The organism is Geothrix sp. (genome assembly GCF_020622065.1).
Taxonomy (GTDB): Bacteria; Acidobacteriota; Holophagae; order Holophagales; family Holophagaceae; genus Geothrix.
In genome coordinates this window covers 396537-417448 of sequence record NZ_JAHRYQ010000001.1, presented here as the reverse complement: position 1 = coordinate 417448, position 20912 = coordinate 396537, and the positions used below count along the sequence as shown (strand labels likewise).

The 20912-nt window shown below is 67.2% G+C and carries 16 protein-coding genes; 6 read left to right on the top strand and 10 right to left on the bottom strand.

Annotated features, from left to right (window positions below; translation table 11 throughout):
* Positions 1 to 37 precede the first annotated feature (37 nt).
* From QZ647_RS02025 to QZ647_RS02005, 5 genes are all read right to left on the bottom strand, one after another.
* A complete protein-coding gene (locus QZ647_RS02025) occupies positions 38 to 3127 on the bottom strand; it encodes an efflux RND transporter permease subunit (protein WP_291270573.1) in 3090 nt (1029 codons plus the stop codon).
* Complete coding sequence (locus QZ647_RS02020) at positions 3117 to 4247, bottom strand: efflux RND transporter periplasmic adaptor subunit (protein WP_291270572.1); 1131 nt, start codon at positions 4245 to 4247, stop codon at positions 3117 to 3119. The genes QZ647_RS02025 and QZ647_RS02020 overlap by 11 nt, the downstream gene beginning before the upstream one ends.
* The gene (locus tag QZ647_RS02015) at positions 4244 to 5419 is read right to left on the bottom strand and encodes a TolC family protein (RefSeq protein WP_291270571.1); all 1176 of its coding nucleotides are present in this window, start codon (positions 5417 to 5419) and stop codon (positions 4244 to 4246) included. Before QZ647_RS02015 ends, QZ647_RS02020 begins: the two co-directional genes overlap by 4 nt.
* Positions 5420 to 5491: 72 nt before the next feature.
* Complete coding sequence (locus QZ647_RS02010; protein WP_291270570.1) at positions 5492 to 5800, bottom strand: hypothetical protein; 309 nt, start codon at positions 5798 to 5800, stop codon at positions 5492 to 5494.
* A 126-nt stretch (positions 5801 to 5926) separates the two neighbouring features.
* Entirely contained in the window at positions 5927 to 7594 is a 1668-nt protein-coding gene (locus tag QZ647_RS02005; RefSeq protein WP_291270569.1) for a DUF4382 domain-containing protein, read from the bottom strand.
* Between the two features lie 82 nt (positions 7595 to 7676).
* On the opposite strand from QZ647_RS02005, the gene QZ647_RS02000 reads away from it, so the two are divergent.
* The 4 genes from QZ647_RS02000 to QZ647_RS01985 all read left to right on the top strand — a co-directional run bounded on the left by QZ647_RS02000 (position 7677) and on the right by QZ647_RS01985 (position 14838).
* Positions 7677 to 8342, top strand: coding sequence for a hypothetical protein (locus QZ647_RS02000; protein ID WP_291270568.1), 666 nt, complete (start codon positions 7677 to 7679; stop codon positions 8340 to 8342).
* A 99-nt stretch (positions 8343 to 8441) separates the two neighbouring features.
* Positions 8442 to 9500 (top strand): WYL domain-containing protein, encoded by a 1059-nt coding sequence (locus QZ647_RS01995; protein WP_291270567.1) that lies wholly within the window; start codon positions 8442 to 8444, stop codon positions 9498 to 9500.
* 163 nt (positions 9501 to 9663) lie between these two features.
* Positions 9664 to 14235 (top strand): immunoglobulin domain-containing protein, encoded by a 4572-nt coding sequence (locus tag QZ647_RS01990; RefSeq protein ID WP_291270566.1) that lies wholly within the window; start codon positions 9664 to 9666, stop codon positions 14233 to 14235.
* A gap of 42 nt (positions 14236 to 14277) precedes the next feature.
* Positions 14278 to 14838: a hypothetical protein gene (locus tag QZ647_RS01985; protein WP_291270565.1), complete on the top strand. Its 561-nt coding sequence runs from the start codon at positions 14278 to 14280 to the stop codon at positions 14836 to 14838.
* Positions 14839 to 14893: 55 nt separating this feature from the next.
* On the opposite strand, the gene QZ647_RS01980 is transcribed toward QZ647_RS01985, so the two are convergent.
* The 3 genes from QZ647_RS01980 to QZ647_RS01970 form a co-directional block, all read right to left on the bottom strand.
* The gene (locus QZ647_RS01980; RefSeq protein ID WP_291270564.1) at positions 14894 to 16384 is read right to left on the bottom strand and encodes an ammonia-forming cytochrome c nitrite reductase subunit c552; all 1491 of its coding nucleotides are present in this window, start codon (positions 16382 to 16384) and stop codon (positions 14894 to 14896) included.
* An 83-nt stretch (positions 16385 to 16467) separates the two neighbouring features.
* A complete protein-coding gene (gene nrfH / locus QZ647_RS01975) occupies positions 16468 to 16965 on the bottom strand; it encodes a cytochrome c nitrite reductase small subunit (RefSeq protein ID WP_291270563.1) in 498 nt (165 codons plus the stop codon).
* Positions 16966 to 17124: 159 nt separating this feature from the next.
* Entirely contained in the window at positions 17125 to 17937 is an 813-nt protein-coding gene (locus QZ647_RS01970) for a DUF4097 family beta strand repeat-containing protein (RefSeq protein ID WP_291270562.1), read from the bottom strand.
* A 110-nt stretch (positions 17938 to 18047) separates the two neighbouring features.
* Here QZ647_RS01970 and QZ647_RS01965 point away from each other — a divergent pair, with 110 nt between their 5' ends.
* Positions 18048 to 18323: a hypothetical protein gene (locus QZ647_RS01965; protein ID WP_291270561.1), complete on the top strand. Its 276-nt coding sequence runs from the start codon at positions 18048 to 18050 to the stop codon at positions 18321 to 18323.
* Between the two features lie 76 nt (positions 18324 to 18399).
* Positions 18400 to 18939 (top strand): hypothetical protein, encoded by a 540-nt coding sequence (locus QZ647_RS01960; protein ID WP_291270560.1) that lies wholly within the window; start codon positions 18400 to 18402, stop codon positions 18937 to 18939.
* Between the two features lie 7 nt (positions 18940 to 18946).
* On the opposite strand, the gene QZ647_RS01955 is transcribed toward QZ647_RS01960, so the two are convergent.
* Together QZ647_RS01955 and QZ647_RS01950 are read right to left on the bottom strand one after the other, a co-directional pair.
* Entirely contained in the window at positions 18947 to 19420 is a 474-nt protein-coding gene (locus QZ647_RS01955; RefSeq protein WP_291270559.1) for a DMT family transporter, read from the bottom strand.
* 69 nt (positions 19421 to 19489) lie between these two features.
* Entirely contained in the window at positions 19490 to 20905 is a 1416-nt protein-coding gene (locus QZ647_RS01950) for a protein kinase (RefSeq protein ID WP_291270558.1), read from the bottom strand.
* Positions 20906 to 20912 lie beyond the last annotated feature (7 nt).

Here is a 20912-nt window from a genome sequence, read left to right as displayed (position 1 = left end):
CCTGGGCGCCGCTTCCTGTCTGGGTACCGGAGAAGGGTCAATCCGGAGGACCGTTCTCCGGCCCCGGGTTCCCCACCCAAGCATAGAAGCTCGGCAACGCCAGCAGGGTGAAGAGCGTACTCGTGATGAGTCCGCCCACCATGACGATGGCCAGGGGGCGTTCCAACTCACTGCCGCCAAGCCCGAGCAGCATGGGCATGAGGCCGAGGATGGCGCTTCCCGCGGTCATGAGCTTGGGGCGGACGCGACCGAGGCTGGCCTCCTTGAGGGCCTCGTGAAACGGCTTCCCGGCAGCCACCAGGTGCTTGGCCTGGGAGATGAGCACGAGGCTGTTCTGCACGGCCACGCCAAAAAGTCCGATCATGCCGACGATGGAACTGATGTTCCAGGTTTCCCCCGCGAGCCAGAGGGCGAAGAGCCCCCCGGCGAAGGCATCGGGGAGGGTCAGCACGACGACCGCCACTTCGCGCCAGCGCCCCAGGGCCAGGTAGAGCAGGCCGACCACGAGGGCCAGGGCGGTTCCGATGGCCACCATCAGTCGCTTCTGGGTCTCCCGGGCGTCCTCGATCTTGCCGCCCAGCTTCACCACGGTGCCCTTCGGCAGGTTCAGCCCCTTGAGGGCCAGCTCCAGGCGATCCGCGGTGCCGCCGAGGTCGCCCGTGGTGCGGACATTCAGGGCCAGGCGCCGCTGAGCGGATTCACGCCGGATCAGGCTTGGCGTGGTGGCCTCCTCGAAACGGGCCACCTGGCCCAGGTCCACCACCCGGCCATCATCCAGCACCAGGGGCAGACGCTTGAGGGTCTCGGGACTGGTGCGACCATCGTCGGGAAAGCGCACCACCCGCTCGATGCGCTGGGGGCCCTCGAAGCGGGGCGAGGTCTCAATGCCCTGAAGGGCTGTTTTCAAGGTCTTCACGATGAGCGTCCGAGGCACATCGAGACGACGCAGGGCATCCTCATCGGGCACCACGGTCCACTTTGGCAGGACACCGGCGCCTTCGGGGGTGATGGACGCCACGCCGGGCACCTTCCCCAGCACCTCCTGGAGGGCGGGTAGCCGAGCCTGCAGGGCGGCCAGGTCCGGGTGGAAGAACTTCACCTGGATGTCCGCCGGCGTGCCTCCGATGCCCTCGGCGATGCGCATCTGCATGGGCGTGGTCAACTCCACCGGATAGGGCAGCCCATCCGCCATCGCGGCCACTTCCTTCTGGATCTCGGGCGTCCGGCGCGTGCCGTCCAACACCACCAGCACATCTGAGATCGTGTGGGGCATGGGGTCCTCGGTGAGTTCAGAACGGCCCGTGCGTCGATAGACAGACGAGACACCAGGAAGCTTCACGAGCTTCTGTTCGAGTTGGAAGTTGGCCTCGTCCACGGCGGCAAGACTGGTTTCCGCCGGCAGGATGCTGTTGAGGAGGAGAGCCCCTTCATCCAGGTTGGGCAGGAAGTTGCTCCCCAGATGCAAGGCCAGCCATAGGCTGGGGATGGTCAGGCCCAGGGCCAGCACCCGCACCATGGCGCCATGGCCCATGGCCCATTCGAGGGCCGGGCGGTAGAGGCGCTTCAAGGCGACCACCAGCCGGGGTTCTTCGAGCAGGGAGCCCGGGGGGAGGAACCGCTCCACGAGGGCGGGCACCAAGGTGAAACTGAGCACCAGGCTGAGGGTCATGGCTGCCGCGATGGCCACGGCCAAGGGCGCATAGAGCCTGCCCGCGAGGCCCCCGATGGCCAGCAAGGGGATGAAGACGGCCAGGATGACCAGCACCGCCGTGAGGATGGGAACGCCCACCTCGGCCGCGGCGCGGGTGAGGGCGACCCGCCGGGGTTCCAGATGATCCTTGTGCTCGTGGAGGCGATGCGCGAGGTTCTCCACCATGATCACGGCGGCATCCACCAGCAGGCCCACGGCGATGGCGAGGCCGCCCAGGGTCATGGCGTTGAGCCCCATGCCGGCGGCGTTCAGGGGAATCGCCGCCCCAAGCGTCGCCAAGGGCAGCACGGCGATGACGATCAGGGCCGCCCGGAGATTCCCCAGCAGGAGCACCAGCACCAGGGCGACGAAGAGCCCACCGAGCAGGAGCGCCAGGGTCACGCCGTTCAAGGCGTGGGTGACGAGCCCCCCCTGGTCGTACATCAGAGTCAGTTCCATACCTTCGGGCAAGCTCTGGCGCAGTTCATCCAGAGCCTTCCGCGTCTCACGAGAGACGGTCATGGTTTCCGCCGTGGGTTGCCGGACCACCCGGAGGCTTACATCCTCGTGGCCCTGGTGACGGGCGAGTCCTCGCCGGAAACCCGCGCCTTCGCGGACTTCGGCGACATCGCCCAGGAGAACCGTCCCCCGAGGTGTCTTCAGGCGGAGCTTCTTCACGGCCTCGGGCTGGGCCGCGAGGCTGCCCACGGTGATGAACCAGCCTTTGTCCTGGATCTCCATCACCCCGGCGGCGCTGTCCTGGTGGGTGCCATCCATGGCTTCAAGGATCTGGGTCAGGCTCACCCCCTGGAGTCGCATCCGCTCGGGCTGGACGATGACCTGGAGCTGGCGCTCCTCGCCTCCCAGCCGCTCGACGCGGGCGACGCCGGGGACGGCCTGAAGCCGGGGGATGAGCACCTTCTCCGTGTGATCCCGCAGCTTCATGGGATCCGTGGTCGGGCCCTCCAGCACGATCTCCATGATCTCCTGGAGGCGCCCGGCGGCGCTGGAGACGAGCGGGGCCCGGGTCCCCTCGGGGAAGTTGCCGACGATGCCCGCGAGGCGTTCGGCCACGAGCTGTCGGGCCCGCCAGGGGTCGGTGCCACCTTCGAAGGACACCACGACCTGGACCACTTCGGCCTGCACGGTGCTCACCACGCGCTTGACACCGGGAAGGCCGCCGATGGCCTGCTCTACCGGCTGGGCCACGGTCAATTCCAGCTCCGTGGCAGCGCGTCCCGGACTCTGGATGAGGAGGTTGAGGCTGGGGAGGGTGAGATCGGGGAAGAGGTCGCGCTTCAGGGTGACGAAGCTGGCGAGGCCAGCGATCCCCCACACCATGGCCAGCGCGAACACCCAGCCCTTGCGCGGGAGCATCCAGTCGAACCAGCGCCGGATGGGGGAACGATGTTGGGAGGATGAACCATCAATGGTCATGGTCTTCTCCCCCGCTCTTGCGCTTGATCTGGAGCGACTTCAGCAGGTAGGCACCCTCGCCCACCACGGTCTCGCCAGGTTTCAGGCCCTCGAGCACCATCACATCGGTACCCAGCTCAGGGCCTCGGCGCACAGGACGGAACTCGGCCTCCTCCCCTGTCTTCACAAAGACCCCCCAGGTGCCTTCCACCTGTTGCAGGGCGCTCTGAGGAAGCACGACCGTCTTCGCCAGGGGGACATGGACCTCCAGCGGTGTGCCGGGGATCGGCAGAGGGTTGCCCAGCAAGCGCAGGCGATAGCTCAGCCGCCGCGTGTCCGTGGTGAGGGTCATGGGCGTGCCCTCCAGGCGGGCCTTCCACCGCTGGCCGTCGCCCTTCCGGGCCTCCGTCACGGTGCCGGGTTGCCAGTTGTCGGGCGCGGGGAGGGGCAGTTCCAGCTGCACGATGGCGGCGAAGGCCGATTGGAAGCGGCCCAATTCCTGGCCGGCCTCGATGCCCTGACCCGGCTGGATCTTGTAGGCCGTGACGGAGCCCGCCCTCGGCGCCTTCACGGTCATCACGGCACCCGCCGTCTCGGGATTCAGTCCCCGGGCGTCCAGGGCGAGCCGGGCGGCTTCCTCGTCAGCCCGCGCCGTGGCCGCTTCGCTCTTGGCGGCTTCCAGGTCGCGGCGGGACCCGGCCTGGGCTTCGTAGAGCCGCTGTTCCCGGGCCAGTTCGCCTTCGGCGCGGTCGCGCTTGGCCCGGGTGGACAGCCAGTCCGCCTTCAGGCGCGCCAGCTCGGGGCTCTGGAGCGTGAACAACCCGGCCCCTGCACCGACGCGCTGACCGGGAGCAACCTGGATGGCCGAGACGATGCCCTTCACCGGACTGCTGAGGATGGCCTGGGCGGATTCGTCACCGATGGCCTCGGCGGGATACCAGGCGCCCTCGGCCTTGGGCTCGGAAACCACCAGGAAGCGGAGACCCCGGATGTCCTTCAGGGGGAGGTGGGCCCCCTCGTCGTCGTGGACGCCCTCCACCTGATGGGATGCCTTGGCCTCGGTCGGTGCGGCCTTGCGTTCGCAGGCCCCTGTGGCTACCAGCGCGAGTGTCAGCAGGGAATGTCGGATGACGGGGTTCATGGGTTCACCTCGGATGTAAGGGCCTGGAGCTCGGCAGACAGAAGGTGGGCGGCTTGAAGACGCCGGTAGGAAGCGGCTTGGGCCTCCAGGAGCTGGCGCCGGATGGGGAGCGCCTCGGAGGGACGCTCCTTGCCTTCGCTGAGGCGCAGGCTCACGGCCATGAGAGACCGGTCGAAGCCTTTGAAACGGGTGGGCGGCGGGGCCGTCTGGAGCCGCGTCCACGCTGACTGGAAACGGGCATCCAGCTCCAGGAGGACGATCTCCAGCTCTCGCTTGGCGGCCTGGAGGGTGGCCTCCGTTTCGCGATGAATGGCCCGACCTTCCCCCGGGCGGGAAAAGCGGTAGGCCAGACCGATCTTGCCGATGCGCTCTTCACCCTCCTTGGCGTAGCTGCCCCGGAGGCTCCAACGGCTGCCGGCCAGGGCTTCCTGGTGTCGCAGGGCTTGTTGCTCCAGGTTCAGGCGGCTCTGGATCGCTTGACGCAGGGCGCCGGCCTCGAACCTGGCCTGGAGCCCATCGGCAGGGAGGATCTGCGCATCGCCAGGATCGGCGAGGGGGACGGGGGACCTCGGAACATCCGCCATCGCCCGGAGACCCGCCCAGGCATTCAGCCTCTGTCTCCGCGATTCATCCAGATCCGCCTGGGTGCGAAGCACTTCGCCCTCCACGAGACTGGCCTGGAATCCAGGCTCCGCCCCGGCCTCCAGCCGCGCCTGGGCGGCCTTGAGCCAGGCCTGGACCGTGGTGAGGTCCGCTTCTCGGAGTTGCAGGAGGCGCTCGGCCAGCCAGGCGTCCAGGTAGGCCTGGCGGAGGCGGAACCCCGTCTCGATCTTGGCGGCCTCCCGCAGGGCTGGGTGTGCCTGCCCGAGGGCCTCTTCGAGACGATGCCGGGTGGCGGGTGACAGGAACAGCGGCAGGTCCAAGTCCACGGACTGGTCCGTCGTCGTGGGCGCGGCCGGGTTGGTACGGGGGCCTGCGGAGTAGCCCAGGGAGGGGCCTTCGCGGAGGAATCCCTGGGTGCCGCTCAGCGCCCGGTGGCGTTCGGCCAGCAGGGCTTCCACCCGGAATTGTCCAGGGCTGGTCCGGGCCCGCTGAAGGATGTCGTCAAAAGAGAGGGGCGGCGCCTGTGCCAAGAGCAGGCAGGGCATCGCCCCCAGGAGAAAGGGTCGCATCGGAGCCTCATGGGAAATGGAGGGATGGCATGGCAGGGCGAGGCCCGGCCATGCATTCGCACGCTCAATCCCTCAGGCTCGAGGAGGATCCTTTTCCGGTTCGATGTCCAGGTTGACGAGACATCCCGCCCGTTCCGCCAGGAAGCAGCGATCCGGCAGGGCATCAGGCGAGGGGGGAGCCGGCGGTTCCGGCACGGGCACGGTGGCACATCCATCCGCACAGAGAATGTGGCAGATGGGCGCACAGTCGTCGCCTGGGCCTTCCACGCAGGCATCCAGGCTGGTGGCACCCAGGTACATCCCCGTCAGGCAGAGCAGAAGAATCGCCACCCAGCGCCGCAGGAAGGGCCGATCCAGCGCTCGAGAGGGGGGCCTCAGCATCGCCCCCAGACTACCCGAATGGGCCCGGCTCCGGGAATGCTCGGGCCTTGCCCCCCCGGCGTCCCTACCTCCCAAAGGAAGCGGCGCCGGAGCGCCGCTTCCTTTGGGTGAAGTGGGCTGATGGCCTCAGAACCCGGTGAACACCACCACCGCGTAGGCGGCGAAGCTTCCATCGGGTTTGGGCACGACGGCCACGCGGGCCTTGGCGGGACTGACGAGCTTGGCGCCCCAGGTGCTGGCATCGAGGGGCAGGACCGTGACCGTACCGGCCTGGTTGACCACTTCCAACACCACCGGTTGGGCCCCCACGACGGTGTTCAGGCTGACCGAGATGGTCTGGGTGGCCACAGTGGAATTGGTGAAGGTGAACCCCATCTGGCCGCCGCTGTACGAGGTGCTGATGGCGCCCTGGGGCAGGGCCACGGGCAGGAAGATGGCGTTGCTGGCATCCCAGGCGCTGGTGCCGCCGTTCCACACCAGGTCGCTCACGCCCTGCACGCGCACATCACCCGCACCGGTGACAGCGGCCGCGAAGGCGCCGCTGCTCCCGGAGGTCGCGCCGGGGAAGCCGAGATACCACCAGGAGAAGGCATTGGCGTAGGCATGCATTCGATCGCCGGCCAGCAAATGCTGGTAGGTGAAGGAGGTGGCGGTGGCCGCCTTGATCACGCCTCCGTCCACCGCCCGCTGGATGTTCACCGATTTGGCATGCATGGGCACCTGGAGCGGGTCCTTCACTTCGACCTGCACCTTGAAACCCGTCCACAGGTTGGCGAGGGCCGCCGGGCCTGTGCCAAGGGTCTGGCTCGTGCGGAAGGTGAAGGCGGTATCCGCATCAATGGCAATGGCCCGGGGGGTGCTGGCATTGGTGCTGACCAGCAGGCGACCCATGGCCTGATCCACGCCATAGACATGGCCTTCGGGCGTCCAGCCCGGCAGGGCGTTGGCGCCGTACCACACGCGCACGGCCCAGAGGCTGCCGTCGGCTTGCATGCGCAGTGACACCAGCGCGTTCTTGCCTGGGGCCAGGCCTGCCAAGCTGCCCACGGCCTTGGCATCCGCATCGAAGAACCAGCTGCCCGCATCCACATTCACCGTGAGATCGTTCCCACTGTCGGTGTGCAGAACGAAGCTCGAGGCGCCCACGGAGGCGATGGTGCCGCGGCGGTGGCGGAAAGCCATCTGAGCCATGCCCATCATGCCGTTGGCGTTGGGGCGGTGCTTCACCTGGAGGTTCATGACCCAGGAGCCGTCCGGCAGCGGCACCAGGAACAGCGGATGCCCGAGGTCGAAGTCCAGCTGCACGGCATTGTTGCCACTGGCTGTCACCACCAGGTCCGAGCTCAACCCCACCTGCACTGTGGAACCCGCTACGCGCACCAGGTTGCTGGGCACGGAGCTGCCGTCGGCCTTCACCAGGTTCACGCTGGCGGGATCGATCGTGATGCGCAAGGCGTCATAGGTGCCCACGGGGATCTGAGCCGTGGCGAGCAACTCGCCCACGCTGTCGAGATCCACGAGGTTGATCTTGGCGGTGGCACCCTGGAAGGCCACGACTTCCTTGCTATGGTCGGTCTTGTTCAGCAAGGTCACCCTGGTGACGACCACCTCGATGGCCGACCACTGGTCCGAGGGGGCGTCCGTGAGGATGATCGAGGCGGCGCCCATGGGGGTGGAGGCCGGAGTCGCGGCGGAGCCACCAGAAGAACCGCCGCTGCAGGCCAGACCAAGCGCCAAGGCGCCTAGGCTGAGGGGAAGCGCCGCCAGGGAAAGACTTCGGAACGCGGGACGCATGGGATCTCCAAAGGGGCGGAGCCGAGGCTCCGGGAGGGAGAGGGAAACGGATACCCCACTGACCCACCCCCCAGGAGGAGGGTTGAGGCGGTTTGATTTTGCGGATCCGGCCCTCGCCTTGCGATACTTCGCCATGGCGTCGACCCTGCGGGACCTCCTCATCCAGCGCGCGGCGCGGCTCCAGGGCCGCCCGGCCCTGACGGCCCCGGGGTGGGGCACCCTGTCCTACGCACAGCTCCGCAACCGCGCCGAGGGCGTGGCCCTGGGCCTATTGGCCGCCTCGCCAGCCCCGGTGGTCTTCAGCGCCACCGGAACGCCCTGGGACTGGGCCGCCGAGCTGGCGGCCGCGGCCTCGGGCCTGGCCTGGGACGCTGAAGGGTGGGCCGTGCCCTGGGAGATTCTCGGGGGGTCCCGGTTCAACCTGGACGAAGGCCGGGGCCCCTACCACACCCGGGAACAGAGCGTCTCCGTGTCCACGCCCTTCTCCGCGGGGCTCTCCCACGGCGAGTTGATGCTGCGCCTCCAGCGCTTGAACCGGACCCTCGGCTGGGACCACGACACCCGCGTGGACCTGCCCCTGGCCCACCTCCGCGAGAATCCCCTTCGCGCCGCGCTGTGGAGCCTCCTCTACGCCGGAGGCCATGCCGTCCTGGTGGAGGTACCAGCATCGCGGGGGTTGCTGGCCCGATTCCAACGATCGAAGACCGAGTGGGATCCGGCGCCCTTCACCGCCTTCTGGACAGACTAGAAAAACATCAGCCGATGCCACCTCATCGTCGGTCGCCGAGGCCCCCTGCGCCTTGCTTCTCGACAGTCACTGACCAATCATGATGCGGAGGAGACTGCCATGGCTCGGACTGCGCACCGCAAGGCCCTCGAATCGCCCCGTCCCGATGGCGGCCATCTGGTGAAGCCCGAGCGACTCCAGGCGGTGCTGGAGGCCGTCCGCGACTCTGGGGACCGCGGCATCACCAAGGCGGGGCTCGCGCGGAAGCTGGGCGGCACGGCCATGCGCACCGTGGACCGCGCCATCGCCTTGCTGGAGGAGCAGGGGGCCCGCTTCGGCAAGGCGCGCGAGGGTCGGCCTGCCGTCATCCACTTCACCCTGGAGAAGGCACCGGACTGGGACAGCAAGATCACCCCCCACGCCCGCATGGCGCTGGAGGTCGCCCTCATGGCCCTGGAGGGCACCGCCACCGAGCTGTGGTACGACCAGCTGGAAGGCCTGCGCACCCTGGCCGACAGCCACCTGAGCACCCGCGACCGCGACCTGTTCCGTGCCCTGCAGGAGCATGTCTGCGTGCGCGGCAGCGCCGACGACCAGCAGGCCCTCGACACCCGGATGCTCACCCAGGTGCTTCTGGCGCTTGGCCATCCCGATGGACCGCGCGAGCTCGAGCTCACCTACCGCGCCGCCTCCACGGGCCGCACCAGCGCCCGCACCGTGATCCCCTTCACCCTCACCCACGATGTCTTCTCCGGCGGCGCCTTCCTGCTGGCCTGGGACCCCGCCAAGCAGGAGCCCCGCCACTTCCGGCTGGCCCGCATCGAGGAGGCCAGGGCCTCGGCGAAGCGCGGCCTCATCCCCGACAAGCGCCCCCTGGAGCAGGCGCGGGACCTCCAGATCGGCGGCTGGTTCAGCCCCGGCACCCCCTTCCAGGTCCGGGTGCGGATCGGTGGCTCCAACTGGCCCCAGGCCCTCCTGGACGCGCCCCCTGCCCTGCCTGGCGTCGAGGTCCGCAAAGAGAAGGGCGGCACCGTGCTGCTGAGCTTCATGGCCACCGACTTCCAGGGGCCCACCCGCTTCGTGCTGCAGGTGGGAGCCGAGGCCGAAGTTCTCGACCCCAAGCCATTGCGCACCCATCTGGCCGCCACCCTGAAGGCCATGGCCGCACGGTACCGATAGGGACGGCCGCCTCCCCTTGCAAGCCGCCCCCCTACGATGGGCCGCGGCAAGTGGCGACATCCGTTCCTCGTTTCCAGATAGACTTATCTTCTAACACCGCTCCCTGCCAATTCATGATTCAAGACCCAGCCACCATTCGAAGCAACCGACGGAGGGTTCTGTTTTGCGCCCCAAATTACGGCCTGCCACATCCCAACTCGCCGCCCTCACGCTCCTGGGCCTGACCCTCACCAGCAGCGCCTGGGGAACGGTACCGAGGGACTCCGGCGAAAGACGGATCCTATCCATCCAGCAGGACCGGGACGAATCGACGCACACCCGGTTCCTTCGGACCCACCAGGGCCTCCGCGTGTGGGGTGGCGACGGCATCATCCACTCCCGGACCAAGGGGGGGGATTACCTCATCACCGACCCGACGCCCGGTGAGATTCCCCTCAACACGAGTCCCAGCCTGACGGCGTCGGAGGCCCTCTGGATCGTGTCGGCGGACCTGAACAGCGCGGGCCCCTTCGCGAAAGAGCCGAAGGTCGAGCTGGTCGTCCTGCCTCAAGTGGAACGGTTCCATCGAACGACCGGTCTGCCGGTCCGGGCGGGTGATCCTCTCAACGCCGTCGAAATCCTGGAAAAGCCCACCGGATACCGATTGGCCTATTTCGTCGAGGCCGCCTTCGGCAACAGCCGGGATGGCGTGATCTCCGCCGGTTACCTGGTGGATGCCCATGACGGGTCCATCCTGCGCAAATGGAACGCCCTGCAGAGCACCCTCGGCACCGGGAACTCCCAGTACAACGGAACCGTCACCCTATCCACCACCGCGGGGGGCCCGGGCTTCGAACTGAGGGACCTCAGCCGGGCCGGCAATGCGACATTGGATCTGGGGCACAGCTGGGACATGGCGTCTGCGGGGAGCCTCTACGCGGATGCCGACAATGTCTGGGGAGATGGCCTTCAGTATGCCATCGGCACTCCGACGAATTCCACCAACGGGCAGACGGCCGCTGTGGATGCGCATTTTGGCACTCAGGTGACCTGGGATTTCTATCAGCAGGTCCTGGGTCGGAATGGGATCGACGGGAAGGGAACGCCCACCCGGGCCCGTGTTCACTTCGGAAGCCAGTACGACAATGCCTTCTGGTGGAACGAGTGCTTCTGCCTCACCTTCGGTGACGGAGACAAGTTCCTGACCCTGACCGCGCTGGATGTGGTCGGCCACGAGTTCAGCCATGGCGTCACTTCGACCACGGCCAATCTCGTGTACATGGGAGAGTCCGGATCCCTGAACGAAGCAACCTCGGACATCCTCGGAACCATGGTCGAATTCTACGCCCGAGGCGCCGGGGGCGCTGGCGCGGTCCTTCCGGATGCAGGCGGGAACTGGACCATCGGCGAGCAGATGAAGACCCCTGCCTTCGACCGGCCGCTACGGTACATGTACAAGCCGAGTCTCGACGGCATGAGCCCGGATGCCTGGTCGACGAGCCTCCTCAACCTGGATGTCCATTACGGCAGCGGCCCCATGAACCGCTGTTTCTACTTTCTTTCCCAAGGGGCTGCTTCCAACTCTGCCTCGACGGCCTTCTCCTCCTATCTTCCCGCGGGTATGACGGGGATCGGCAATGACCGGGCCACTCGGATCTGGTACCGGGCCCTGGCCACCTACCTCACCTCCTCGAGCAACTACCTGCATGCACGCATGGCCGCGCTTCGATCGGCCATCGATCTCTACGGCGCAGGCTCCGCGGAATATCAGGCCGTCCGGAACGCCTTCGCCGCCATCAATGTCGGATACGCCTCGGGCCTCGGCGATGACCTGACCCCTCCGATGGTCTCGGGCTCGGTGAGCGGTTCCACGGGGATGATCGCTCTCGGGGTTCACGCCCAGGACAACACCGGAGTGGGCAGCCTGATCTTCTATGTGGATCAGCAAAGGATCGAAACCACGAATGGGGGCGGCCAGACCGATGTGACGCTGAACCTATCCTTCGATTCTCGGAGAATCCCGAAGGGCAGCCATGTTCTGACCGTGGTGGCCACCGACTCGGTGGGAAACACCACCCGCTCGGCCGAAGTCCCCTTCTCCACCTCAAACGCCTTCTACGAGCTGCTGCTTCAAGGCGATTTCGAATACGGCAGCGTCTGGGATGGCGGCATCGACAAGCACAACATGGCCTGGGTGGATCCCCAGGGCATCATCACGGGTGATTGGCCTGGCACAGCTTATCTCGGACGGTGGTGTGCGGCCTTTTGCGGTTTGGGCGACGCCAATACCCAGTCCATCCATCAAACCATCACCATCCCCGCCGAGGCCCAGAGCGCCGTCCTGACCTTCTGGCTTCAGGTCTTCTCGCAAGAACGGGATGGCCTGGCCAGAGACACCTTCCAAGTTCAGGTCCGATCCGCCGCCGGGGAGCTGATCGAAACCCTGGCGACCTACTCCAACCTGGACCGCAGCCTGATCCCCATTGCCATTCCGGCACAAAAGGACTACTTCCAGCGATCCCTCGATCTGTCGGCCTACCGGGGCAAGACCATCCAACTCTGGTTCGAAGGGAAGGAAGACGCAGCACACCCCACCCCCTCCTTCCCCCACGGTGCGGAAGCGCCAGTCGCCGCAACAGCCCCCTTGGCACTCCCATGGCCAGCGCCGGAACGGCCCCATGCGATGGAGGCCATCGAACGCGCCGCCGGCGGCGCCTACACCTCCGGTGTCGGGCTGACGGAATTCCTGCTGGACAATGTTTCACTCCGGATCGGGGAGGTCCTGGATGCAGAGCCCCCCATCGTCAGCGCCCGCGGCGTTCCGGGTACTTTTGGAGCCCTCAACCTCACGGCCGATGTCAGCGACAACCTCGCCATCACCCGAGTCGATTTCCTGGTCGATGGTCAGGTGGTGGGAACGGCCACCCACGGCCCCCGTACCATCCTCTTCGATTCTCGGATTCTCTCCGATGGTGCCCACGCGCTCTCGGTGAACGCTTACGACCAGGCTGGCAACAAAGGCACATCGCCCGCCATTAGCTTTCAGACAGACAACACCTTTAGTCAGCTCTTGAACAATCCCAGCTTCGATTTCGGGGATTCCGGGTGGGCCTTCGCCAACTGGGGCATCATCTTTTTATCGTCGATCTACGACCCACAGGTGACCACCATGGTGGGCAATGGGGGCAGCACCTCCCCTTCGTTGGCGACTCTGTCCCAGCGCGTCACCATCCCCCTGGAGGTCAACTCGGCCAAGCTGAAGTTCAGCTATGGGATGCAGTCCCTCTCCAATCCCCCGGATGATGCCCTGAAAGTCCAGGTTTGGGGTCTCGATGGTTCACTGAAAGAGACCCTGGCCTCGTTCACCCCACCAGGTACAGACCCCTTCTACGGGAATGCAGAGGTGGATCTGAAGGGCTATCGCGGCCAGGAAGTGATCGTGGCCCTTGTCGTCAATGCCCTTTATCTGCCGCCAGGCGGAGGGATCAAGGGCCTCGCCATCAACCTGGACAGGGTCGACCTGATCGTCCAGGCCGCCCTTCCCCCCACCATCCGGACTCAACCCTTGAGCCAGTCTGCGCTGGTGGGCGCCTCGGTCACTTTCTCCGTCGATGTTTCGGGCACTTCCCCCCTTACCTATCAGTGGCGGAAGGATGGCTCCGACATTCCCGGCGCCACCAATCGAACATTCACCCTCGCGGCCGTCCGCGAAGTGGATGCAGGGAGCTATGAAGTCAGAGTCAGCAACGGCCTTGGCACCGTCGCCAGTTCAGCCGCCCTGTTGACGGTGACCCTCCCCCCTCTCGTCGCCCCAGCCATCACGACCCAGCCTCAAAGCCAATCCGTGACCACCGGGACTCTCATCACCCTCGGCGTATCCGCCACGGGATCAGCCCCACTCGCCTACCAGTGGCGGAAGGACGGCTCGGACATCACCGGCGCCACCAGTTCCACATTCACGGTCGCGTCCGCCCAGGCAACGGATGCAGGCAACTACCAGGTCCGGGTCGCCAATGCGGCGGGAAGCGTCCTGAGTTCCGTCGCCACCGTGACCGTGACTGCAGCCCTCGTCGCCCCGACCATCACGACTCAGCCTCAAAGCCAATCCGTGACCACCGGGACTCTCATCACCCTCGGCGTATCCGCCACGGGATCAGCCCCACTCGCCTACCAGTGGCGGAAGGACGGCTCGGACATCACCGGCGCCACCAGTTCCACATTCACGGTCGCGTCCGCCCAGGCAACGGATGCAGGCAACTACCAGGTCCGGGTCGCCAATGCGGCGGGAAGCGTCCTGAGTTCCGTCGCCACCGTGACCGTGACTGCAGCCCTCGTCGCCCCGACCATCACGACTCAGCCCCAAAGCCAGTCCGCCGTGCCTGGGAGCGCCATCACCTTCAGCGTGACGGCCACGGGCTCCACGCCCTTGTCTTATCAATGGCGCAAGAACGACACGGACATCTCCGCCGCGACGGCGCCAGCCTACACATTCACGACCAGCCAAGCAGACCACGGCGCCCGATTCTCGGTGCGGGTCACGAACGGGGCCGGGAGTGCCATCAGCGGCGACGCCACGCTGACGGTCTCCCCCAAGAGTCGCGACCTGAACGGGGATGGCATCGTGAATGTGCTCGATCTCGCCTTTCTCATGCGGGCCTATGCGCCCGGAGTTGCCGTCGCGACCTCGCCCGTGGATCTGAACGGGGATGGGTTCGTGGATGATGTCGACCTTGCCCTCCTGATCGCCGCGTTGTAGGAAACCCCCATGAACCGGACTCGACTCCACCCAGGAATTTGCGTGTGTGCGCTCTTGATGACCTTCGCCTGCGGGGGGGGCGGAGGTGGTGGTGGGACTTCCGCTCCTTCCACCACCCCGCCCGCCTCGCCCTGGGCCAGTGCGCTGGTCTATGCGGATCCGCCCTCGGGCAACGGGTTCCGCTTCGTGGCGAACCAGGCCCTTTCCACCCCCACGCGGCTCGTACTGGACCTCGTGGGACCGGCGGCGCAAAGCGGTCAAGGCCTGAGCTTCATCCTGAAAACAGACGCCTCGAAGGTCACTTGGGTTGCGCCTTCCACGGCTTCCGGGCTGGTGCAGAATGTCGCATTCAACCTCCTCCCTGGACCCCAGGCCCTTGTGGGACTCGATAAAGGAGGGGGCAGCCTTCACGGCGCGGTGTACCAGAATTCGGGAAGCATCCCCCTCGGCCAACCGCTCGTCCGCGTCTGCCTCGCCCTGAACTCGGGCGCCGTGGGTACGGGTGTCTCGGTCCCCCTCACCCTCTCCGCGGGGAACAACCTGTCGAATGGCGGTGTGATCGCACCCATCGACATCGCCTTCGGATCTCTTACCGCCAAATGATGAAGGAAAGGGCCGGTTGCGCCGGCCCCTTCCTTCGTTCCCTACGGCGCCTTGGCTACTTCTTGGCCACCTTGGCCGCGCCCAGGTCGCGCAGGGCGACCTGGCCCTGGCGGCCGAAGTCGATGGCCTCGCCGAGGATGCGGGCGGCTTCCTGGGGGGCGTGGAAGCCCATGGAGTTTTCGGCATTCACGAAGTCCACACGCCACTGGGCCTTGCGCTGAAGCTCATAGATGGGCTTCAGCTTGGCTTCATCCACACCAGCCTTCTTGGCGGCCTCGAGGTTGTTGATGAGGTCCACCACCGCGTCCTCGGCCCGGTCCATGAGGGCCTTCGTGCGGTCCTGGATGGTCGTCACGCGGGCCTTCAGCTCTTCCTCGGGGAAGCGGTGGCAGGTCTGGCAGGCCCGGGAGATGTTAAGCAGAGGGCTCCGCACCTGGTGGTCGCTGATCTTGAGGGCGCCCTCGCGCTGGTAGGGCATGTGGCAGTCCGCGCAGGACACGCCGGAACGGGCATGGACGCCCTGGCTCCACATCTCGAACTCGGGGTGCTGGGCCTTCAGGACCTCCGCGCCGGTCTTGCTGTGCTTCCAGTCGAAGAAGCGGCCGCCATCGGGGAACTTGTAGTCGTTGTAGGTCGCCTCGATCTGCTCGACCTTCAGGCCCTTGTTCCAAGGGAAGAACAGCGTGACCTTGGGCCCGCAGTAGTACTCCACATGGCACTGGCCGCAAACCATGGAGCGCATCTCCTGGCGAGAGGCGTCACGGTTGGCATCGTAGGCCACGGTCTTGTCGCCCTTGCGCCACTTCTCGATGGAGGGCAGGTGCGGCACAGGCTCGCCGCTCTTGGCCAGGGCGTCGATCCCGCGGATGAAGCCGGGCTTGGTGACGCGAAGGGCCATGTTCTTGGGATCGTGGCAGTCGATGCAGGCCACAGGATGCTTCACGAGCTGGCTGGCCTCGGCGTAGGGCATCTTGCAGATGGCCTCGAAGCCGGCCATGAGCTGGGCCTGGGCATTCGGGCTGGTAAAGGCCTCGTCCAGGGTGCCGGGGGCGCCGCCCTTCAGGCCCACCTCGCGGAAGGCCACGGTGTTGGAGGCGTGGCAGTGGAGGCAGGCGCCGGGCTGCTTGCGCTCGGTGACGCGCTTGGTCTTGCGCTGGTCATCCAGCATGTAGGCGTGCCCCTGGCGCTGGTTGAAGTCGATGGCGAAGGCGTAGCCATCGAAGATCGTCACCAGCCGGGGATCCTCCTGGATGCGGCTCTTGGGCAGTCCCTCGCTGCCGGCCCCGCCGTACTTGGTGCTGTACTTCTCCGCGGTGCGCTGGTAGGCGTCGAACTGGCGGGGGAAGTTCTTCCCCCACACGGCCGGATCGACGGTCTTCTCGTCGAGGTCCACCAGCTTGAAGCTGGTCTGCTTCGCCTCGGCCTTGCGGTTGGTGATGCTGGCATACAGCGACATCACCAACACAGTGGCCAAGGCCGCACCGGCGGCGATGAGGCCCATCCGGACCACCGGACGGGAGAGCAGCGGAGTAGGGTTGTCGGTCATCGGGGAGGTCCTCCCGCGTGGGTTTCCACGCGCCAATGGTGAGTCAGGGGTTGAAGGTCAAGGCTTGGTGAGTCGTCTGGACATCAGCGCGTCGGCCCATGGCCCACCTCCTGATGGCAGCGCACGCACCCGTAGAGATCGGCCTTCTGCGTCGGGTCCGAGGGCACGCCGAGGGTGCCGTGGGCGGTGATCTCGCCCACCAGCTCGCCGTGGCAGCGCAGGCAGTTGTCCTCCAGCACCTGGGCGTTGGAGGGCTTGATGCGGATGGGCTCGGGGAAATTCAGCAGGGTGAAGGCCTTCGAGTGGTGATAGCCGTTGCTGGCCTTCACGAAGAGCTTGTTCACGGGGTTGTCGTGGGGCAGGTGGCAGTCGTTGCACACGGCCACGGCGTGGTGGGACCCGTGCCGCCAGCCGTCGTACTCCTCGCGCATGATGTGGCAGTTCACGCACACGGAGGGGTCGTTCGACAGGTACGAAGTGCCGTGGGCCGAGACGAAGGTATAGGCCCCGGACCCCAGGAACACGCCGGCGAAGACGCTGGCAAGGATGCTCAACAAGAACAGGCGACGCTTTCCGCTCACGGGGTGTCCATCCGAATGTGCGGGGTTCCGGCCTCGCACCGGAACAGGATGAAACAAAAAACGGACCTGTCAATCCGATATCAAAAAAAGTTCCTCCATCGAGCCCCGGGCCAACAAAAAGGGCCGGCTCAGCCGGCCCTTCCTCAGATGAGGTGGCGATCAGTTGATCGTGATGCCGCCATTCACCGTCTCCAATTCGATGCTCTGGTCCCCACCAGGGAAGACGGCGCTCACGCGTCGCTTGCTCACCTCGACCTGCTCGGCCCCCTTGGCGTTGAAGGTGATCCCGCCGTTCAGCGTGGAGGCCTTCAGGCGGCCCTTGAGGCCAGCGATCTGCAGGTGGATGCCCCCATTCACGGTCTCGGCCTTGACGCCCTTCCCCTGGCCGTCCAGGCCCGATCCCTTGATGCCGCCGTTCACGGTCTGCAGGGACAGTCCGCCCCGGACGCCCTCCAGGGTGATGCCCCCGTTCACCGTCGTGGCCTTCAGCGAATCATCCAGGCTGGTGGCGCGGATGCCGCCGTTCACGGTGGTGAGGACGGCAGCGCCCTGGGTGCCAGTGAGGGTCACTTCGCCGTTCACGCTGCCGAGGGTGGCCGCCACCCGACGCGGCACCTTGAGGGTCATCTGGCATTGGGGCCCCCGGTACGAGCCCCAGCCGTGGTGCTTGGGGTACTCGCCCCGGATTTCCAGACTGTCCTTGCCCGGCTCGATCACCACCTTCACCTGCTCATCCTGGCTGCTGGGCTTGAACTCCCCCGTGAACTGGACCTCCTCCCGGTCCCAGGCTTCCACACGGATGAAGCCGTTGACATTCTTCACCCGCAGGGAGGACCCGGAGGCCAGGGGCACCGTGCGGGTTTCCGTGGCCTTCTCCGCCTTGGCGGGCTGGATCACTTGGGTCTGGGCCCCGAGCGAGGCACAGAGGATGACGACGGCGACGGCCGCGGCGAGGGGACGGGCGAGGGCCATGGGAGCCTCCTGGGATGTCAGAGATCGTGACCTTGATTACGAAGGGTTTCGGAGCAGGTTTAGATCCCCCGCCGGATCTCCGTATACTTGGGGCGCCCCGGGAGCTTCCCATGCCGCAGACCCCCATGCCGCAAAGCATCGACCAGCCGAACCTCAGCCCCTCCGAATGGAAGCTCATCCAGGGCCTGCGCGCCCTTCCCGACGAGGCACTCCGGGGGCGGATGGAGACCTCCCTGGGCGAACTGCTCTTCTTCTTCCGGACCCCCCGCTGCCAGGGCATCGGGATCGAAGGTTTCCCCTGCGGGGACCCCCGCTCCTCCTGCGAGGACTGCCACCAGATCTGGGACATGCTCGACAAGGTGGCCGAACGGGCCCGGAAAGCCTGAATCCTAAAGCCTGCAGTATCCTGGTCGAGGAGTGGAAAAGGCCGTTCCTCTGGCGGCCGGATGCCTGGAGAGCACCATGAGCCGCAGGCTGAGCGTCAGGATCCTGGTGGTCGAGGAGGATCGCTCTGCCTGGCCCCGGATCGAGGCCTTCTTTGGCCTGCAGCTCGCCCAGGTCGGCACCCGGCCGGTGATGGTGTTCCGTGACCGGCTGCCCCAGCGGGCCGCGGGCTTCGATTTCATTTCCCTGACGGATCGCACGGGCCGGCGGAAGGTGGTCCACCTGCTGCTGGACCGGCCGGAGCTGCTCGCGGATCTGCGGAGCACGCCCATCGTGAACCTGCATGCCCCCCGGCCGAGCAGCATGCACGGCGACATGCGGGCCCTGCTGGGTCGCGAAAGCGTCGGCCTCCTGTCGGATGGCCTCTGGGTGTTCGCCCAGGACTGGATGGCGCCCGGGTTCGAGGATTCCCTGGAATTCCCGGAGCTGGGCCTGGCCCAGCTTCCCGCGGTCCGGCCCGCGACCGCCGATCGGACTTGGGAGCGGCGTTCCGGCCGGGCCAGGGACCTGAGCCGGGCCGCGGGCTTCGGATTCCCGCTGCCCGCAGGGGCCCGCTAGGAAGGGCTCAGGACGGCTGGGACCCCAGCCAGCGGTCGCCGAAGTTCACCAGCACGGCCCCCGCCAGGATCAGCACGGCGCCCGCGAGGCGGATGCCGGAGATGCCTCGCACCGGCAGGCCCAGAAGGCCGTAGCGGTCGAAGACCAGGGAGGAGATCACCTGCCCCGCCACGATCAGGGCGATCATGGCCGCCACGCCGATGCGGGGCGCCAGCAGTGTCGAGCCGAACACGAAGAAGGCGCCCAGGGCGCCGCCCAGCCATTCCCACCAGGCCACCCTCGGCAGGCCGCCGAGGGCCGCGAAGGGCTGCCCCGTGAGCACCGAGGCCACCAGGAGGGCGAGGGTGCCCACGGCGAAGGAGACGAGCGCCGCCAACACCGACCCGCTGTGCAGGGTGTCCCGCAGCGAACTGTTGATGGCCGACTGCAGGGGGATGACCAGCCCGATCACGAACGCCATGAGGATGAACACCAGGACCATGTGGTTCTCCAGCCCCCGGGAAGCCGTTTCCCGGAACCGCGATGGTAGCCCAGCCCCTGCGGCCTGTCTTCAGAGGCCATCCCAGGCATGGCGCGCATTCCCCGAGGCGTCTGCCGTCCCCGCCTTCACCTGGGCGCGAAGGTCGGAGGGGAGGCGCTGGGCGGCCTCCAGGGCCTGCACCCGGAAAGGCTGGGCCAGGGCGGGCCAGGCCGCCAGGAGTGCCTCGACCCAGGTCGCGTCCCCCAGGGCCGCCCGGGAGGCCCAACGCCAAGCCGAGCCGAGCCCGGGCTCCTGCAGCGCCGCCCGCACCTCGCCGACCCTGCCCGCTCGGAGGGCCAGGTCGGCAGCAGCCTCCACGGCCTCCCGTTGAGTGAAGGGATCGGGCACCAGGGCGAGGATGGCCGGCAGGGCGGAGGCATCGCCCACGCGGCCCAGGGCCTTCACCAGGGCGAACCGGGAGCCTTCAGGCCCACGGTCGAGCGCTTCCAGCAGCCAGGGTGCATCCACGGGCCGGGCGGCCCCGCAGAGCCCCTCGGCAGCGGATCGGCGGATGCCCACGGGGCCCGTGGCCAGGGCATCCAGGTACGGCCCCAGGCGCTCCTCGGGGCCGGATTCATCCCGCGGGCCCGCCAGGGTAGCGGTCTCCCGGTCCACGGTCCGATAGCCCGGCAGGGGTTCTTCACCCCACCCGGCGGCTTCGGCGCTGTCCAGCCAAGTGGACAGTTCCTGTCCGAACGCCTCCATGTCCGGGAGGCGCTTCGAGGGTTCCGGCTGAAGGGCCCGCAGGATCAGTCCCGCCAGCCGGGGAGGGAAGCCCGTCCGCGCGGCGGCTGGCGGCAGCTGGACCTGGGCATAGGCCTGGCCCGTCGTGAACTCGTAGAGGATGGCGCCCAGGGCATAGACATCGCAGCGGCCGTCCACGCGGCGGGGATCGCCGTGCTGCTCGGGGGCCATGTAGCCCAGCGTGCCCACCACCATGTGGCTCCGGGTCGCGCGGGTGCGGCCCTCGCCGCCCTCCCAGAGGCAAACCCCGAAATCCGTGACCTTCAGACGGCCATCGGGGGCGAAGAGCAGGTTGGAGGGCTTGAGATCCCGGTGGATCACGCCCTCGCCGTGGGCCACCCGCAGCGCATCGCAGATGGGGACGAGGCGCCGGACCAGGGCCGCCGGAGCTTCGCCCCGGCAGGCCTTCAGGCTGCCACCCGGAAGGAGCTCCATCACCAGGTAGGGCCAGACGCCGCTGCGCCCGAAGGCGAAGATCTCCACCAGGTGCGGGTGGGACAGGTGCGTGAGCACCTCCCCTTCGCGAAGGAAGCGCCGCACCAGGCCGGCGTCTCCATGCACTTCGGGGCGGAGCAGCTTCACGGCGGACGAGATGCCGCGAAAGCGATCCTCGCCGCGGAAGACCAGGGCCATCCCCCCTTCACCCAGGGGTTCCAACAGGCGCACGCTGCCGATCTGGGCCGGGGGCCGCAAGGCGCTCATGGCGTCG

Excerpts from the sequence above, each read along its gene's own strand:
- QZ647_RS02025 (WP_291270573.1), bottom strand. The coding sequence starts at position 3,127 with ATGACCATTGATGGTTCATCCTCCCAACATCGTTCCCCCATCCGGCGC.
- QZ647_RS02010 (WP_291270570.1), bottom strand. The coding sequence starts at position 5,800 with ATGCTGAGGCCCCCCTCTCGAGCGCTGGATCGGCCCTTCCTGCGGCGC.
- QZ647_RS01965 (WP_291270561.1), top strand. The coding sequence starts at position 18,048 with ATGCCGCAGACCCCCATGCCGCAAAGCATCGACCAGCCGAACCTCAGC.
- QZ647_RS01950 (WP_291270558.1), bottom strand. The coding sequence starts at position 20,905 with ATGAGCGCCTTGCGGCCCCCGGCCCAGATCGGCAGCGTGCGCCTGTTG.
- QZ647_RS01970 (WP_291270562.1), bottom strand. The coding sequence starts at position 17,937 with ATGGCCCTCGCCCGTCCCCTCGCCGCGGCCGTCGCCGTCGTCATCCTC.
- QZ647_RS01995 (WP_291270567.1), top strand. The coding sequence starts at position 8,442 with ATGGCTCGGACTGCGCACCGCAAGGCCCTCGAATCGCCCCGTCCCGAT.
- QZ647_RS02020 (WP_291270572.1), bottom strand. The coding sequence starts at position 4,247 with ATGAACCCCGTCATCCGACATTCCCTGCTGACACTCGCGCTGGTAGCC.
- QZ647_RS01955 (WP_291270559.1), bottom strand. The coding sequence starts at position 19,420 with ATGGTCCTGGTGTTCATCCTCATGGCGTTCGTGATCGGGCTGGTCATC.
- QZ647_RS02005 (WP_291270569.1), bottom strand. The coding sequence starts at position 7,594 with ATGCGTCCCGCGTTCCGAAGTCTTTCCCTGGCGGCGCTTCCCCTCAGC.
- QZ647_RS01980 (WP_291270564.1), bottom strand. The coding sequence starts at position 16,384 with ATGACCGACAACCCTACTCCGCTGCTCTCCCGTCCGGTGGTCCGGATG.
- QZ647_RS01960 (WP_291270560.1), top strand. The coding sequence starts at position 18,400 with ATGAGCCGCAGGCTGAGCGTCAGGATCCTGGTGGTCGAGGAGGATCGC.
- QZ647_RS02015 (WP_291270571.1), bottom strand. The coding sequence starts at position 5,419 with ATGCGACCCTTTCTCCTGGGGGCGATGCCCTGCCTGCTCTTGGCACAG.